Source organism: Streptomyces sp. NPDC046870 (assembly GCF_040704595.1).
GTDB classification, from domain to species: Bacteria; Actinomycetota; Actinomycetes; order Streptomycetales; family Streptomycetaceae; genus Streptomyces; species Streptomyces argyrophylli.
The window spans coordinates 1-12,246 of sequence record NZ_JBEYXM010000009.1; the positions used below are offsets into that span (position 1 = coordinate 1).

Here is a 12,246-nt window from a genome sequence, read left to right on the forward strand (position 1 = left end):
GAGCCTGTTCGCCGAGGCCCGGCGCGTCTACACCACGGCCGGCTGGCACGGCGGCCACCTCTCCCTGGCCAACGCCTTCCTCGGGCTCGCCTACCCCAGACAGGGCCGGCTGCGCGACGCCGAGTCCACCCTGCGCGAGGCCCTGGTCCTCGCCGAGCGCGTCGGCCGCCGACTGCCGCTGTACTGGTCGGCCACCTGCGGTCTGGTCGACACCCTGCTGGCCCGGGGCCGCATCGAGGAGGCCTGGTCGGTCGCCGAACGGTACGGCTTCGCGCCGCCGTACCCGTCCACCATCGTGCTGCCCGACATCCGCTCCGTGCGCGGCCGGCTGCTGCTCGCCGTCGGCCGCACCGAGGAGGGCATCAACGAACTGGAGGCCGCCGAGAAGACCGCCGCCTCCCGCGGCGGCCACAACCCGGTCCTCGCGCCCTGGTCCATCGACCTCGCCAAGGCGCTCGCCGGGCAGGACCCCGACCGCGCCGCCCAGCTCGCGGCCGACGCCCGCCGGCAGGCCGAGCGGTTCGGCACGGACACCGCCATAGGAGAGGCCCTGCGCTGCGCCGCCGCCCTGGCGACGGGACAGCGGGCGGTCCAGCTCGCCGCCCGGGCCGTCACCTACCTGGAGGCCTCACCCTGCCAGTACGAGCACGCGGCGGCCCGCGTCGAGTACGGCATCGCCGCCCGCTCGGTGGCGGAACTGGACCGGGGCCTGGACCTGGCCCGGGCGTGCGGCGCGGAGCACCTGGTGGCCCGGGCACGGGAGGTGCTGGAGACGGGGCGGGGGCTGCACTGAGCCGTGCCGGAGGCGGGGCGCTCGCGCCGGCCCGGCGTTCCCGGTGTCACCTGCCGAGCAGCCGCTCCGTCACCGCCGCCAGCCGCTCGCGGACGTCCCCGTCGTACGTCGCCTCGTGGGCCCGCGCCGGCCGTGTCCCGTCGTAGTACCCGCCGCTGCCCGTCTCCCGGGTGGCCAGCGCCAGGACGCCCGGGGCCCCGTCGGCGACGGAGTTCCAGGGGGTGATGCCGCCCTCGCGGACCATCGCCGTGTCCATGTAGGTCGCGGGGTGCAGCACGTTCACGGACACGCCACTGCCCGCCAGCTCCTCGGCCAGCGTGAACGTGTAGGCGGCGAGCGCGAACTTGCTGCGGCAGTAGGCCGAGGGGCCGTCGTAGCCGCGGGTGAACTCGGGGTCGGCGCAGTCGACGGGCTCCTGGCCGCCCGAGCCGACGTTGACGATCCGGGCCGGCGTGTTCGTCCGCAGCACCGGCAGCAGGGCGCGGGTCAGCACCACGGGCGCGAGGTAGTTCACGGCGAGTCGCAGCTCGTGCCCGTCGGCGCTCAGCTCGCGCCCGGAGCCGGGTGTCCCGGCGCCCACGCCCGCGTTGTTGATCAGCACGTCGAGACCGGGATGCGCCTCGGCCACCCGCGCGCCCAGCTCGCGCACCTCCGCCAGCCGGGCCAGATCGGCGACGAACCCCTCGGCCGCGCCCTCCGTGCGCAGCTCCGCGACCAGCCGCTCGGTGCGGGCCCGGTCACGGCCGTGCGCCAGGACCAGATGACCGGAGCGGACCAGCTCGAAGGCGACGTACCGGCCGAGCCCGGAGGTGGCACCGGTGATCAGGACAGTGGACATGCCGTCAGCCTACGCAGGTCCGGGCGCCGGTGACGAGCCGTTGCCGGGAGTACGACCGGCGGGGTCACCCTCGCCGTTCAGCCCGTCTCCTCCTCGGCGAGCACCCGCTGGGCCGTCGCGAACGCCGCGTTGGCGGCCGGCACCCCGCAGTACACGGCGGTCTGGAGCAGCACCGCGCCGATCTCCTCCGGCGTCAGCCCGTTGCGCCGCGCCGCCCGGACGTGCATCGCCAGTTCGTCGAGGTGGCCGTGCGCGACCAGCGCGGTCAGCGTGATCATGCTGCGCTCGCGGCGGGACAGCGTCGGGTCGGTCCAGACCTCCCCCCAGGCGTAGCGGGAGATGAAGTCCTGGAAGCGGGCCGTGAACGGGGTCTGCCGGGCCTGCGCGCGATCCACGTGGGCGTCGCCCAGCACCTCCCGGCGCACCGCCATGCCGCCGGCCGGCGGCCCGCCGAGGTGGGTGCGCAGCGCGCCCAGCACGGCCCGCGGGCACTGCGCCGGCGCCAGATGGGAGGCCCCGGGCAGTTCCACCAGCGTCGCCGCCGGCACCGCGTCGGCGATCTCCCGCAGATGGGCGGGCGGGGTCGCGGGATCCTCCCGGCCCGCCACCAGCAGCGTCGGCACGGTGATGTCGCCGAGCCGGTCGCGCAGGTCGAACGCGGCGAGCGCGTCGCAGCAGGCGGCGTACGCCTGAGGATCGGCCTCCCGGTGGTCGCGGACCAGCCCCGGCACGCTGAACCCGGGCGTGAACCAGCGTGCTCCGGCGCTGTCCGCCAGCCCGTCCAGGCCCTCGCGGCGCACCCGCTCCGCCCGCTCCCGCCAGGGGGCCTCCCCGCCGAAGTGGGCGGAGGAGCACAGCACCGCCAGCGAGGACAGCCGTTCGGGGTGGTGGACGGCCAGGTGCAGGCCGACGGCGCCGCCCAGGGACACGCCCGCGTACGCGAACCGGCCGATGCCGAGGGCGTCGGCCAGGTCCAGTACCAGCGCGGCGAGGTCGCCGACGGTCGCGCCCGGCCCGATCAGGTCCGCCGCCGAACCCCCGTGCCCGGGCAGGTCCCAGCGGACGACCCGGTGGGCGGCGGACAGTTCGGGCGCGACCCGGTCCCACAGGGCGAGGGAGGTGCCGAGCGAGGGACCGAGCAGCAGCGGGGGAGCGGAAGCCGGGCCTTCCGCACGGTGGTTGAGGAGTCGCACGGTCAAGGTCGCTCCAGGGCGCGGTCGGTGAGGGGACCGGCGAAGCCGGTGTAGTGGGCGGGGTCGAGCAGCTCGTCGAGATCGACACCCTCCAGCCCGCCGGTCTCCGCCAGCAGTTCGGACAGCGGACGGTCCTCGGTGTGGGCGCGGCGGGCCAGTTCGGTCAGCAGCTCCTTGGCCCGCGCCCGGCCGAGAACGGGCGCGAGGGCGGCCGACAACCGCTCGGAGACGATCAGGCCCCGGGTGATGCCGAGGTTGCGGCGCATCGCGGCCGGGTGCACCCGCAGTCCCTCGGCCAGCTCCGCCGCGTGGGAGGCCGCGCCGCCCACCAGCCGGAGCAGGTCGCGCAGCGGCTCCCACTCGGCGTGCCAGGCGCCGGCCGGCCGCTCGTCCTCGGCGGCGAGGCAGCCGTACAGCGTGGCCGCGAGCTGCGGGGCGCGCCGGGCGGCGGCTGCCAGGAGCGTGGCGCGCACCGGGTTGGCCTTGTGCGGCATGGCCGACGAGCCGCCGCCGCTGCCTTCGCTCACCTCACCGGTCTCGGTGCGCGACAGCGTCAGGACGTCCACGGCGAGCTTGCCCAGCGCTCCCGCCGTGAACGCCAGGCACCCCGCGAGGTCGGCCACCGGGGTGCGCAGGGTGTGCCAGGGCAACGCCGGGGCGGCGAGGCCGGCTTCGCGGGCGTACGCCCGTGTCAGAGCGGTCACGTCCTCGGTGCCGTACGCCCGGAAGGCCGCCAGGGTCCCGGCGGCGCCGCCGAGCTGGGCGGGGAGCGCGTCCCGGACCCGGGTGACGCGGTCGCGCGCGTCCAGGACCAGCGAGCGCCAGCCGGCCGCCTTCAGCCCGAACGTCGTCGGTACGGCGTGCTGGGTGAGCGTCCGCCCGGGCAGCACCGTGTCCCGGTGTTCGGCGGCGAGCCGGGCCAGCGCCCGTTCGGTGCGGCCGAGGTCGGCCAGGACCGGGGCGAGGGTCCGCGCGGCGACCAGCATCGTCGCGGTGTCCATGATGTCCTGGCTGGTGGCGCCGCGGTGGACGTAGGGGCCGTACTCCGCGCCGACCGCCGCGGTCAGGTCGGCGACCAGCGGGATCACCGGGTTGCCGCCGTCCGCGGTCCGCGCCGCCAGGGAGCGGATGCCGAACCGTTCCGGGACGGCCGCCTCGGTCACCGCCGTCGCGGCCCCGGCCGGGGCGAGGCCCAGCGCGGCCTGCGCCCGGGTCAGCGCGGCCTCCGCGTCGAGCAGGGCCCGCAGGTACGCGTGGTCGCTCGTCTCGGACGCGGCGCCCGTCAGCGCCCACTCCGGGGCGAGCAGGCCGGTGTCGGCGCAGGGAGGGGAAGCGGATGTCACTCGAACTCCAGGAAGACCGTCTCGCCTTCGCCCTGAAGGCGGATGTCGAAACGGTAGGCGCCGCCCGCCTCCTCGGTCGCGATCAGCGTGTCGCGTCGGTCGCCCACCCGGGTGAGCAGCGGGTCGGCGGCCAGCGCGGCCTCGTCGCCCGGCAGGTAGATCCGGGTGAACAGGTGCACGAGCAGGCCGCGCGCGAAGACGCAGACGCTGAGGTACGGCGCGTTCCGCCCGCGTGCGCCGGGCCGGAGGGTACGGGCGTACCAGTGGCCGTCCGCGTCGGTCTGGACGCGGCCCCACCCGGTGAACTCCACGCCGTTGCGGCCCAGGTGACCGCCGGTGGCCGGGTCGCGCCGCTGGGAGCCGTCCACGTGCGGAACGGTGCCGTCGGGACGCGGACCCCACAGCTCGATCAGCGCGTCGGGCAGCGGGGCACCCTCGCCGTCGAGGACGTACCCGTGCACGGTGATCGTGTCCGGGTGGCCGAGCGGCGCGATCTCCTCGCCGCCGCGGAACGGTAGCGCGTAGCCGTAGAAGGGGCCGACGGTGTGGGACGGGGTGGGCAGCACGTGGTCCGGGCCGCTCGGGCCGGTGATCGTCATGGCGGTCAGCGTCCTTCTTCCGTCCAGGTGGCGGCCGGGCCGTCCAGCACGATGTCCCAGTGGTAGCCGAGGGAGAACTCCGGCACCGACAGGCTGTGGTCGTACGTGGCGACCAGCCGCTGCCGGGCCGCGTCGTCCGTCACGGACTGCAGGATCGGGTCGTACGGGAAGAGCGGGTCGTTCGGGAAGTACATCTGCGTCACCAGCCGCTGCGTGAACGCCGAGCCGAACACCGAGAAGTGGATGTGCGCGGGGCGCCAGGCGCCCACGTGGTTGCGCCACGGGTAGGGGCCCGGCTGGATGGTGGTGAAGTGGTAACGGCCCTCGGCGTCGGTGAGGGTGCGGCCGACACCGGTGAAGTTCGGGTCCAGGGGGGCGTCGTGCTGCTCACGCCGGTGGGCGTACCGGCCGGCCGAGTTGGCCTGCCAGATCTCGATCAGCTGGCCGCGGACCGGGCGCCCGTGCCGGTCCAGCAGCCGTCCGGAGACGGTGATCCGCTCGCCGATGGGCTCCCCGGTGTGCTGCCGGGTGAGGTCGTTGTCGACCTCGGCGAGGTCGCGCTCGCCGAAGGCGGGGGAGCGCAGTTCCACCAGTTCGGGGTCCTGGCTGGTGTCGATCGCCACCAGGGGCCGCTTCGGGTGGCGCAGCACGGAGGAACGGTACGGCGCGTAGTCGCGGCGCGGGTGGTGTTCGACGGGGGCGCCGTCGGCGACGCGCTTGTCGTAGGCGGCGTGGGCCGCGGCGATCTCCTGGTCGATGTCGGCTTGGGTGAGAGGCATGGGACACCTGACGCTTCCTTGGCGTTCGAGGAGGAAGTCTCTCCGGTTCCTCAGGAGTGGGTAGTCCGGGCAGATAGTCAGCGCACTGACTGTTTCGGCGAGGTGCTGCTCACGCTGCCATCGGAGAAGGTGGGCGTCAAGAGCCGGTTTCAATGCGGGCGACGAGTCGAGACACGAGGGGCTGGCGCCGGGTATCGTTCAGTGCACCAACGAACCGACTTGGGGAGCGCACATGGCCGCGGTGGACCTCGCCGCCCATCCCGGGCATCTGGCCCGGCGGCTCCAGCAGGCGCACCACCTGCTGTGGAACACGATGGTCTCGGAGGAGATCACCTCGCCGCAGTTCGCGGTCATGAACGCCCTCGTCGCCGAACCCGGGCTGGACCAGCGGACCGTGGGGGAGCGGGTGGGCCTCGACCGCTCCACCATCGCCGAGGTCATCAGCCGGCTCGACCGCCGGGGACTGCTGCACAAGGTGCGCGACGCCCAGGACGGCCGGCGCTTCCTGCTCCGCCTCACCGACGACGGCCTGCGCACCCACCGCAGACTGACCGTGCGGACGGCCCGGATGAACCAGGTCTTCCTCGCCCCGCTGTCCGCCGCGGAACAGACCGTGTTCCTCGACCTGATCCGCCGGGTCGCGGACGCGGCCGAGGAACTGCGCCACCCGGCCGGGCCGCCGGCCGTGCGGAGCTGACGACTGCCCTGCCGGTCCGCACGGCACCGGCCGCCTCACGGTGCCGGCAGGTGAAGATCCTCACGCGGTCGTAGCCGCACCCGTGGCGGCGGCCGTCGCCGTCGCCCGGGCCGGTCCGCTCAGCCGCCGCCCCTCTCGCCGAGGATCTCCGCGAGGTCGTACCGGACCGGTTCCTCCAGCTGGCCGTACGTGCAGCTCTCCGGTGCACGGTCCGGGCGCCAGCGGCGGAAACGGGCCGTGTGCCGGAACCGCTGGCCGTTCTCCATGTGGTCGTACGCCACCTCGGCCACCCGTTCGGGCCGCAGCGGCACCCAGGACAGGTCCTTCTTGCCCGACCAGCGGCTCGGCGCGCCCGGCAGCCGGGCCGTCTCGTGCGCGGTCTCGTCCGTCCAGGCGGCCCACGGGTGCCCGGAGACGTCCTCCATGCGCAGCGGCTGGAGCTCCTCGACCAGCTCGGCGCGCTTCTTCATGGAGAACGCGGCCGACACGCCCACGTGCTGGAGCCGGCCCTGCTCGTCGTAGAGCCCCAGCAGCAGCGAGCCCACCACCGGGCCGCTCTTGTGGAAGCGGTACCCGGCGACGACGACGTCCGCCGTGCGCTCGTGCTTGATCTTGAACATGGCCCGCTCGTCCTGGAGGTAGTGCAGGGTGAGCGGCTTGGCGACGACCCCGTCGAGGCCGGCGCCCTCGAACTGCTCGAACCACTGCCGGGCCACCTCGATGTCGGTCGTCGACGGCGCCACGTGCACCGGCGGGCCCGCGCCGGCCAGGGCCCGGTCCAGCAGGGCGCGTCGGTCGGTGAGCGGCACGTCGAGCAGGGCGTGGTCGTCCAGGGCGAGCAGGTCGAAGGCGACGAAGGAGGCCGGGGTCTTCTCCGCCAGCATCCGCACCCGGGAGGCCGCCGGGTGGATGCGCTCGGTCAGCGCGTCGAAGTCCAGCCGGCCGCCCCGCGCGATGACGATCTCCCCGTCCAGCACGCACCGCTCGGGCAGCCGCTCCCGCAGCGCCGCGACAAGCTCGGGGAAGTACCTGGTCAGGGGCTTTCCGGTCCGGCTGCCCAGCTCGACCTCGGCCCCGTCACGGAACACGATCGACCGGAAGCCGTCCCACTTGGCCTCGTAGTGCATCCCCGGCGGGATCTTCGCCACCGACTTGGCGAGCATCGGCTTCACGGGCGGCATGACGGGCAGATCCATGACTCCGATTCTGCTCGCATACATCCGGTTCCGCTCGGATACGTTCGTCTTCGCCCGGTATGCGAGTGGCGCGGGGTACGCCTACCGTGGCCGCATGGGTGATGCGGTGGAACTGGAGGTGGCCGGCCGGACCGTACGGCTGTCCAGCCCGGACAAGGTGTTCTTCCCGGAGCGGGGCTTCACCAAGCTGGACCTCGCCCGGTACTACGCCGCCGTCGGCCCCGGCATCCTGCGCGCCCTGCGCGACCGCCCCACCACCCTGGAGCGCTACCCGGACGGCGTAGGCGGCGAGTGGTTCTACCAGAAGCGGGCGCCGAAGGGCATGCCGGGCTGGATCCCGACCGCCCACATCACCTTCCCCAGCGGGCGCAGCGCCGACGAGATGTGCCCCACCGAGGAGGCCGCCGTGGTGTGGGCCGCCCAGTACGGCACCCTCACCTTCCACCCCTGGCCGGTACGCGCCACCGACGTCGACCATCCCGACGAACTCCGCATCGACCTCGACCCGCAGCCCGGCACCGACTACTCCGACGCGGCCCGCGCCGCCCGGGAACTACGGGCCGTGCTGGACGAGTTCGGCGGGCTGCGCGGCTGGCCGAAGACCTCCGGCGGCCGGGGCCTGCACGTCTTCGTCCCCATCGAACCGCGCTGGACCTTCACCCAGGTGCGCCGCGCGGCGATCGCGGTCGGCCGGGAGATGGAGCGCCGGATGCCGGACCGGGTGACCATCAGGTGGTGGAAGGAGGAGCGCGGGAGCCGCATCTTCCTCGACTACAACCAGACGGCCAGGGACCGCACCATCGCCTCCGCCTATTCGGTACGTCCCCGCCCGCACGCCCCCGTCTCCGCACCGCTGCGCTGGGAGGAGGTCGGGGTCGCCGAGCCCCGCGACTTCGACCTCGCCACCATGCCGGCCCGGTTCGCCGAACTCGGTGACGTGCACGCCGACATGGACGACCACGCCTACTCCCTGGACGCGCTGCTGGAACTGGCCCGCCAGGACGAACACGACCACGGCCTGGGTGACCTGCCGTACCCGCCGGAGTACCCCAAGATGCCCGGCGAACCGAAACGGGTGCAGCCGAGCCGCGCCCGCCGGGAGCCCTCGCCCTGAGACCCGGCCGGTGCCGTGTCCCGCGGCTATCCTGATCGGCAGCCGCCGATGAGGAGTCCCGAAGTGACCGAGGCAGTGTCGCGCCCCACGCTGGAGGCCGTGGCCGCGCGGGCCGGGGTGTCCCGGGCCACCGTGTCCCGCGTGGTCAACGGCGGCGACGGGGTCCGTGAGCCGCTGGCCGAGCGGGTCCGGCGGGCCGTGGAGGAACTGGGCTACGTCCCCAACCAGGCGGCGCGCAGCCTCGTCACCCGGCGGCACGACGCCGTCGCGGTCGTCATCGCCGAGCCCGAGACCCGCGTCTTCGCCGACCCCTTCTTCGCCCTCCAGCTGCGCGGCATCAGCAAGGAACTGACCGCCCACGACAACCAGCTCGTGCTGCTGCTCACCGAGGGCCGTGCCGACCACGCGCGCGTGGCCCGCTATCTCGCCGGCGGCCACGTCGACGGCGCGCTCGTCTTCTCGCTGCACCTGGACGACCCGCTGCCCGGTCTCATCCACGACGCGGGCGTGCCCACCGTGTTCGGCGGGCGCCCCGGCTGGGGCGCGGACGCGCGCGCGTCCGCCCCGGACGTGGTCTACGTCGACTGCGACAACCGGGGCGGGGCCCACGCGGCCGTCCGGCACCTGCTGGACCTCGGCCGCCGGCGCGTCGCCCACATCACCGGGGCGCTGGACCAGACCTCGGCGGTGGACCGGCTCGACGGCTACCGGGACGTCATGACCGACGTCCTGGGCGGACACGATCCCCGCCTGGTCGAGGAGAGCGACTTCACCCCGTCCGGCGGCGAACGCGCCATGCGGGAACTCCTCGACCGCTGCCCGGACGTCGACGCCGTGTTCGCCGCCAACGACCTCACCGCGCTCGGTGCCCTCAGGGTGCTGCGCGCGAGCGGCCGGCGCGTGCCCGAGGACGTGGCCGTGGTCGGATTCGACGACATGGTGCCGGTCACCGAACAGGCCGACCCCCCGCTGACGACGGTCCGTCAGGACATCGAGAAGATGGGCCGGCTGATGGCCCGCCTGCTGCTGCGCGGCCTGTCCGGTGCCCGCGAGGGGACGGACAGGAAGGCCGGCGCCCGCCGGGCGGGGCCGTCGGAAGTGATCCTGCCGACCACCCTGATACGCCGCGCCTCGGCCTAGGGCCTCTCGTCTGGATCATGCCGGGCTCGCGGGGTCTGGCCTGATCCGAACGAAAGACCCCAGGCCCCCGGGAAGCCGCCGGCGGCCGGGAGCACGCCGGGGGTCAGCCCTGGGGCCGCTCGCTTCTGATCACCGCGAAGCGGGCGCCGTACGGGTCGGCGAGCCGGGCCGTGCGGCCCACGCCCTCCAGGTTCGTCGCGGGCACCCGCACCGTCCCGCCCAGGCGCTGCGCCTGTTCCACCACGGCGTCCGTGTCCTCCACCTCGAAGTACGGCAGCCAGTACGGGCCCGCCTCGGTCTCGGTGGGATCGTCGGCCAGCGGCACCATCCCGCCGAACATCGCGTCCTCCCCGGCGCCTTCCGGGTTGAAGCAGGTGTACGTCCCGCCGGGGAACGGCGCGGAGGTCTCCAGGCCCAGCACCCGGCGGTAGAAGGCGGCGGCCGCCGCGATGTCCGGCGTGTACAGCTCCACCCAGCGCAGGGAGCCCCGCTCGCCCGCCAGTTCCACGCCCTTGGTCCGGCCCGGCTGCCAGATCCCGAACGGCACGCCCGCCCGGTCGGCGAGGACCGCCATGTGGCCCTGGCCCATCACGTCCACGGGCTGGAACAGCACTCTGCCGTGGGCCTGTTCGGCCGCCTTGGCGGTGGCCTGCGCGTCCTCGCTCCGGAAGTACACCGTCCAGGCCGCAGGCCCCTGATCGGGCCCGGTCCGCATGCCGCCGGCGACGGTCTTGCCGTCCAGCTGGAAGAAGCCGTAACCGCCGGCGTCCGGCCCCGCCGACCGGAACCGCCAGCCGAACAGACCGCCGTAGAAAGCGGCGGCGCCGTCGATGTCGGGACTGCCGACGTCGATCCAGTTGGGCGCGCCGTCGACGAAACGGGTGGTGAGCATCTCGCCCTCCTCGCAAGGGGCTCCGTCCTGTGCACTGCCGAGTCTGGCACCGCCCACCGGCAATCGCTGCCGGAGCACCGGGACGCGCCGGGAGACGCCGGCGCGGTCCACCCTCACCGACCGTGACGGCACACGTTCTCCGGGTTTTCCCGCCGCCGGGCGCGCCGCCGTGCGCGCGCCGGGCCGCGGGGAGCATCATCGGGGCGGCCGGAGGGATCGAACGCGCCGTTTCGCCGGCGTTGATCGAACGTTTTTCGCCGTGGGGCAGGCTCCTGGCCATGCACTACGAAACCATCACGCCGGCCGACGACACCTGGCAGGCGCAGGCGCTGTGCGCGCAGACCGGGCCGGACTTCTTCTTCCCCGAGCCGGGCAGCTCGGTGCGCGAGGCGAAGCGCATCTGCGCCCTGTGCGAGCTGCGCCCGGCCTGTCTGGACTACGCGCTGGCCAACGACGAGCGGTTCGGCGTCTGGGGCGGCCTGTCGGAGAAGGAGCGCCTCGCCCTGCGCCGTGCCGCCCGCTGACACCCCGTGAAGCCGTGGGCCGCCCGTCGGCCCGGGCGCCGGGAAGGGCCCGTGCGGGGCGTCAGCCCCCGGCGCGCGCCGCCATCCGGGCCTTGCGCGCGGCCAGCTTCTCGTCGAACTTCGTGGCCTCGGCGTTCAGCCCGCCCATGAACAGGCCGAGTTCCTCCTGCGCCTGGCGTCCCTCGGGACCGAGGCCGTCGATCTCCAGGACCTTCAGGAAGCGCAGCACCGGCTGCAGCACGTCGTCGTGGTGGATGCGCAGGTTGTACACCTCGCCGATCGCCATCTGCGCGGCGGCCCGCTCGAAGCCGGGCAGGCCGTGACCGGGCATCCGGAAGTTCACGACGACGTCCCGCACCGCCTGCATGGTCAGGTCGGGCGCCAGCTCGAACGCGGCCTTCAGCAGGTTGCGGTAGAACACCATGTGCAGGTTCTCGTCGGTCGCGATGCGGGCCAGCATACGGTCGCAGACCGGGTCCCCCGACTGGTGGCCGGTGTTGCGGTGCGAGATCCGCGTGGCCAGTTCCTGGAAGGCGACGTAGGCCACCGAGTGCAGCATCGAGTGCCCGTTGTCGGACTCGAAGCCCTCGCTCATGTGCGCCATACGGAAACGTTCCAGCTTGTCCGGGTCCACCGCGCGCGAGGTCAGCAGGTAGTCCCGCATCACGATGCCGTGCCGGCCCTCCTCGGCCGTCCAGCGGTGCACCCAGGTGCCCCAGGCGCCGTCGCGGCCGAAGAGCGAGGCGATCTCGTGGTGGTAGCTCGGCAGGTTGTCCTCGGTCAGCAGGTTCACCACGAGGGCGATCCGGCCGATCTCCGTCACCCGGGACTGCTCCTTGTCCCAGGCCTCACCGTCCTCGAACAGGCCCGGGAAGTTGCGGCCGTCGCTCCACGGCACGTACTCGTGCGGCATCCAGTCCTTGGCGACGCTCAGGTGCCGGTTCAGCTCCTTCTCGACCACTTCCTCCAGTGCGAACAGCAGTCGCGCGTCGGTCCAGACGGACGGGCTGCCGAGGTGGGGGGAGGTGATCGTCACAGGAACTCCAGGGGGACGGCGAACAAGGGGGGAGGAAGGGGGACGGTCCGGCGAGCGGTGCCGGAGACCCACGTGATCGTAAGCTACGAATCCGTAGGTTAC

12 protein-coding genes and 1 pseudogene are annotated in these 12,246 nt (G+C 73.9%); 5 read left to right on the forward strand and 8 right to left on the reverse strand.

Going from position 1 to position 12,246, the window contains the following annotated elements:
- A pseudogene (locus AB0946_RS20670) lies at window positions 1–793 on the forward strand (ATP-binding protein); the annotation flags it as partial.
- A gap of 46 nt (window positions 794–839) precedes the next feature.
- On the opposite strand, the gene AB0946_RS20675 reads toward AB0946_RS20670, so the two are convergent.
- The 5 genes from AB0946_RS20675 to pcaH all read right to left on the reverse strand — a co-directional run bounded on the left by AB0946_RS20675 (window position 840) and on the right by pcaH (window position 5,545).
- A complete protein-coding gene (locus tag AB0946_RS20675) occupies window positions 840–1,631 on the reverse strand; it encodes an SDR family NAD(P)-dependent oxidoreductase (RefSeq protein ID WP_366762082.1) in 792 nt (263 codons plus the stop codon).
- Between the two features lie 77 nt (window positions 1,632–1,708).
- A complete protein-coding gene (gene pcaD / locus AB0946_RS20680; RefSeq protein ID WP_366762083.1) occupies window positions 1,709–2,830 on the reverse strand; it encodes a 3-oxoadipate enol-lactonase in 1,122 nt (373 codons plus the stop codon).
- Entirely contained in the window at window positions 2,827–4,167 is a 1,341-nt protein-coding gene (pcaB, locus tag AB0946_RS20685) for a 3-carboxy-cis,cis-muconate cycloisomerase (protein WP_366762084.1), read from the reverse strand. The genes pcaD and pcaB overlap by 4 nt, the downstream gene beginning before the upstream one ends.
- Window positions 4,164–4,766, reverse strand: a complete 603-nt coding sequence (gene pcaG, locus AB0946_RS20690; protein WP_366762085.1) for a protocatechuate 3,4-dioxygenase subunit alpha — start codon at window positions 4,764–4,766, stop codon at window positions 4,164–4,166. The genes pcaB and pcaG overlap by 4 nt, the downstream gene beginning before the upstream one ends.
- A gap of 5 nt (window positions 4,767–4,771) precedes the next feature.
- Window positions 4,772–5,545, reverse strand: a complete 774-nt coding sequence (gene pcaH, locus AB0946_RS20695; protein WP_366762086.1) for a protocatechuate 3,4-dioxygenase subunit beta — start codon at window positions 5,543–5,545, stop codon at window positions 4,772–4,774.
- A gap of 232 nt (window positions 5,546–5,777) precedes the next feature.
- Between pcaH and AB0946_RS20700 the strand changes: the two genes are divergently transcribed.
- Complete coding sequence (locus AB0946_RS20700) at window positions 5,778–6,242, forward strand: MarR family transcriptional regulator (RefSeq protein WP_366762087.1); 465 nt, start codon at window positions 5,778–5,780, stop codon at window positions 6,240–6,242.
- 119 nt (window positions 6,243–6,361) lie between these two features.
- On the opposite strand, the gene AB0946_RS20705 is transcribed toward AB0946_RS20700, so the two are convergent.
- Complete coding sequence (locus tag AB0946_RS20705) at window positions 6,362–7,438, reverse strand: ATP-dependent DNA ligase (RefSeq protein ID WP_366762088.1); 1,077 nt, start codon at window positions 7,436–7,438, stop codon at window positions 6,362–6,364.
- Between the two features lie 94 nt (window positions 7,439–7,532).
- On the opposite strand from AB0946_RS20705, the gene ligD reads away from it, so the two are divergent.
- Together ligD and AB0946_RS20715 are read left to right on the forward strand one after the other, a co-directional pair.
- Entirely contained in the window at window positions 7,533–8,552 is a 1,020-nt protein-coding gene (gene ligD, locus AB0946_RS20710) for a non-homologous end-joining DNA ligase (protein WP_366762089.1), read from the forward strand.
- Between the two features lie 63 nt (window positions 8,553–8,615).
- On the forward strand, window positions 8,616–9,692 hold the full coding sequence (locus AB0946_RS20715) for a LacI family DNA-binding transcriptional regulator (RefSeq protein WP_366762090.1): 1,077 nt from the start codon (window positions 8,616–8,618) through the stop codon (window positions 9,690–9,692).
- Window positions 9,693–9,795: 103 nt separating this feature from the next.
- Here the strand turns inward: AB0946_RS20715 and AB0946_RS20720 are convergent, their stop codons facing one another.
- On the reverse strand, window positions 9,796–10,584 hold the full coding sequence (locus AB0946_RS20720) for a VOC family protein (protein WP_366762091.1): 789 nt from the start codon (window positions 10,582–10,584) through the stop codon (window positions 9,796–9,798).
- A 278-nt stretch (window positions 10,585–10,862) separates the two neighbouring features.
- Here AB0946_RS20720 and AB0946_RS20725 point away from each other — a divergent pair, with 278 nt between their 5' ends.
- Entirely contained in the window at window positions 10,863–11,108 is a 246-nt protein-coding gene (locus AB0946_RS20725; RefSeq protein ID WP_189887040.1) for a WhiB family transcriptional regulator, read from the forward strand.
- Window positions 11,109–11,169: 61 nt separating this feature from the next.
- On the opposite strand, the gene AB0946_RS20730 is transcribed toward AB0946_RS20725, so the two are convergent.
- Entirely contained in the window at window positions 11,170–12,144 is a 975-nt protein-coding gene (locus AB0946_RS20730) for an acyl-ACP desaturase (protein ID WP_366762092.1), read from the reverse strand.
- Window positions 12,145–12,246: the final 102 nt, after the last annotated feature.

Coding starts and splice junctions, on each gene's coding strand:
- AB0946_RS20675 (WP_366762082.1), bottom strand. CDS start 1,631: ATGTCCACTGTCCTGATCACCGGTGCCACCTCCGGGCTCGGCCGGTAC.
- pcaG (WP_366762085.1), bottom strand. CDS start 4,766: ATGACGATCACCGGCCCGAGCGGCCCGGACCACGTGCTGCCCACCCCG.
- pcaH (WP_366762086.1), bottom strand. CDS start 5,545: ATGCCTCTCACCCAAGCCGACATCGACCAGGAGATCGCCGCGGCCCAC.
- AB0946_RS20700 (WP_366762087.1), top strand. CDS start 5,778: ATGGCCGCGGTGGACCTCGCCGCCCATCCCGGGCATCTGGCCCGGCGG.
- AB0946_RS20705 (WP_366762088.1), bottom strand. CDS start 7,438: ATGGATCTGCCCGTCATGCCGCCCGTGAAGCCGATGCTCGCCAAGTCG.
- ligD (WP_366762089.1), top strand. CDS start 7,533: ATGGGTGATGCGGTGGAACTGGAGGTGGCCGGCCGGACCGTACGGCTG.
- AB0946_RS20720 (WP_366762091.1), bottom strand. CDS start 10,584: ATGCTCACCACCCGTTTCGTCGACGGCGCGCCCAACTGGATCGACGTC.
- AB0946_RS20725 (WP_189887040.1), top strand. CDS start 10,863: ATGCACTACGAAACCATCACGCCGGCCGACGACACCTGGCAGGCGCAG.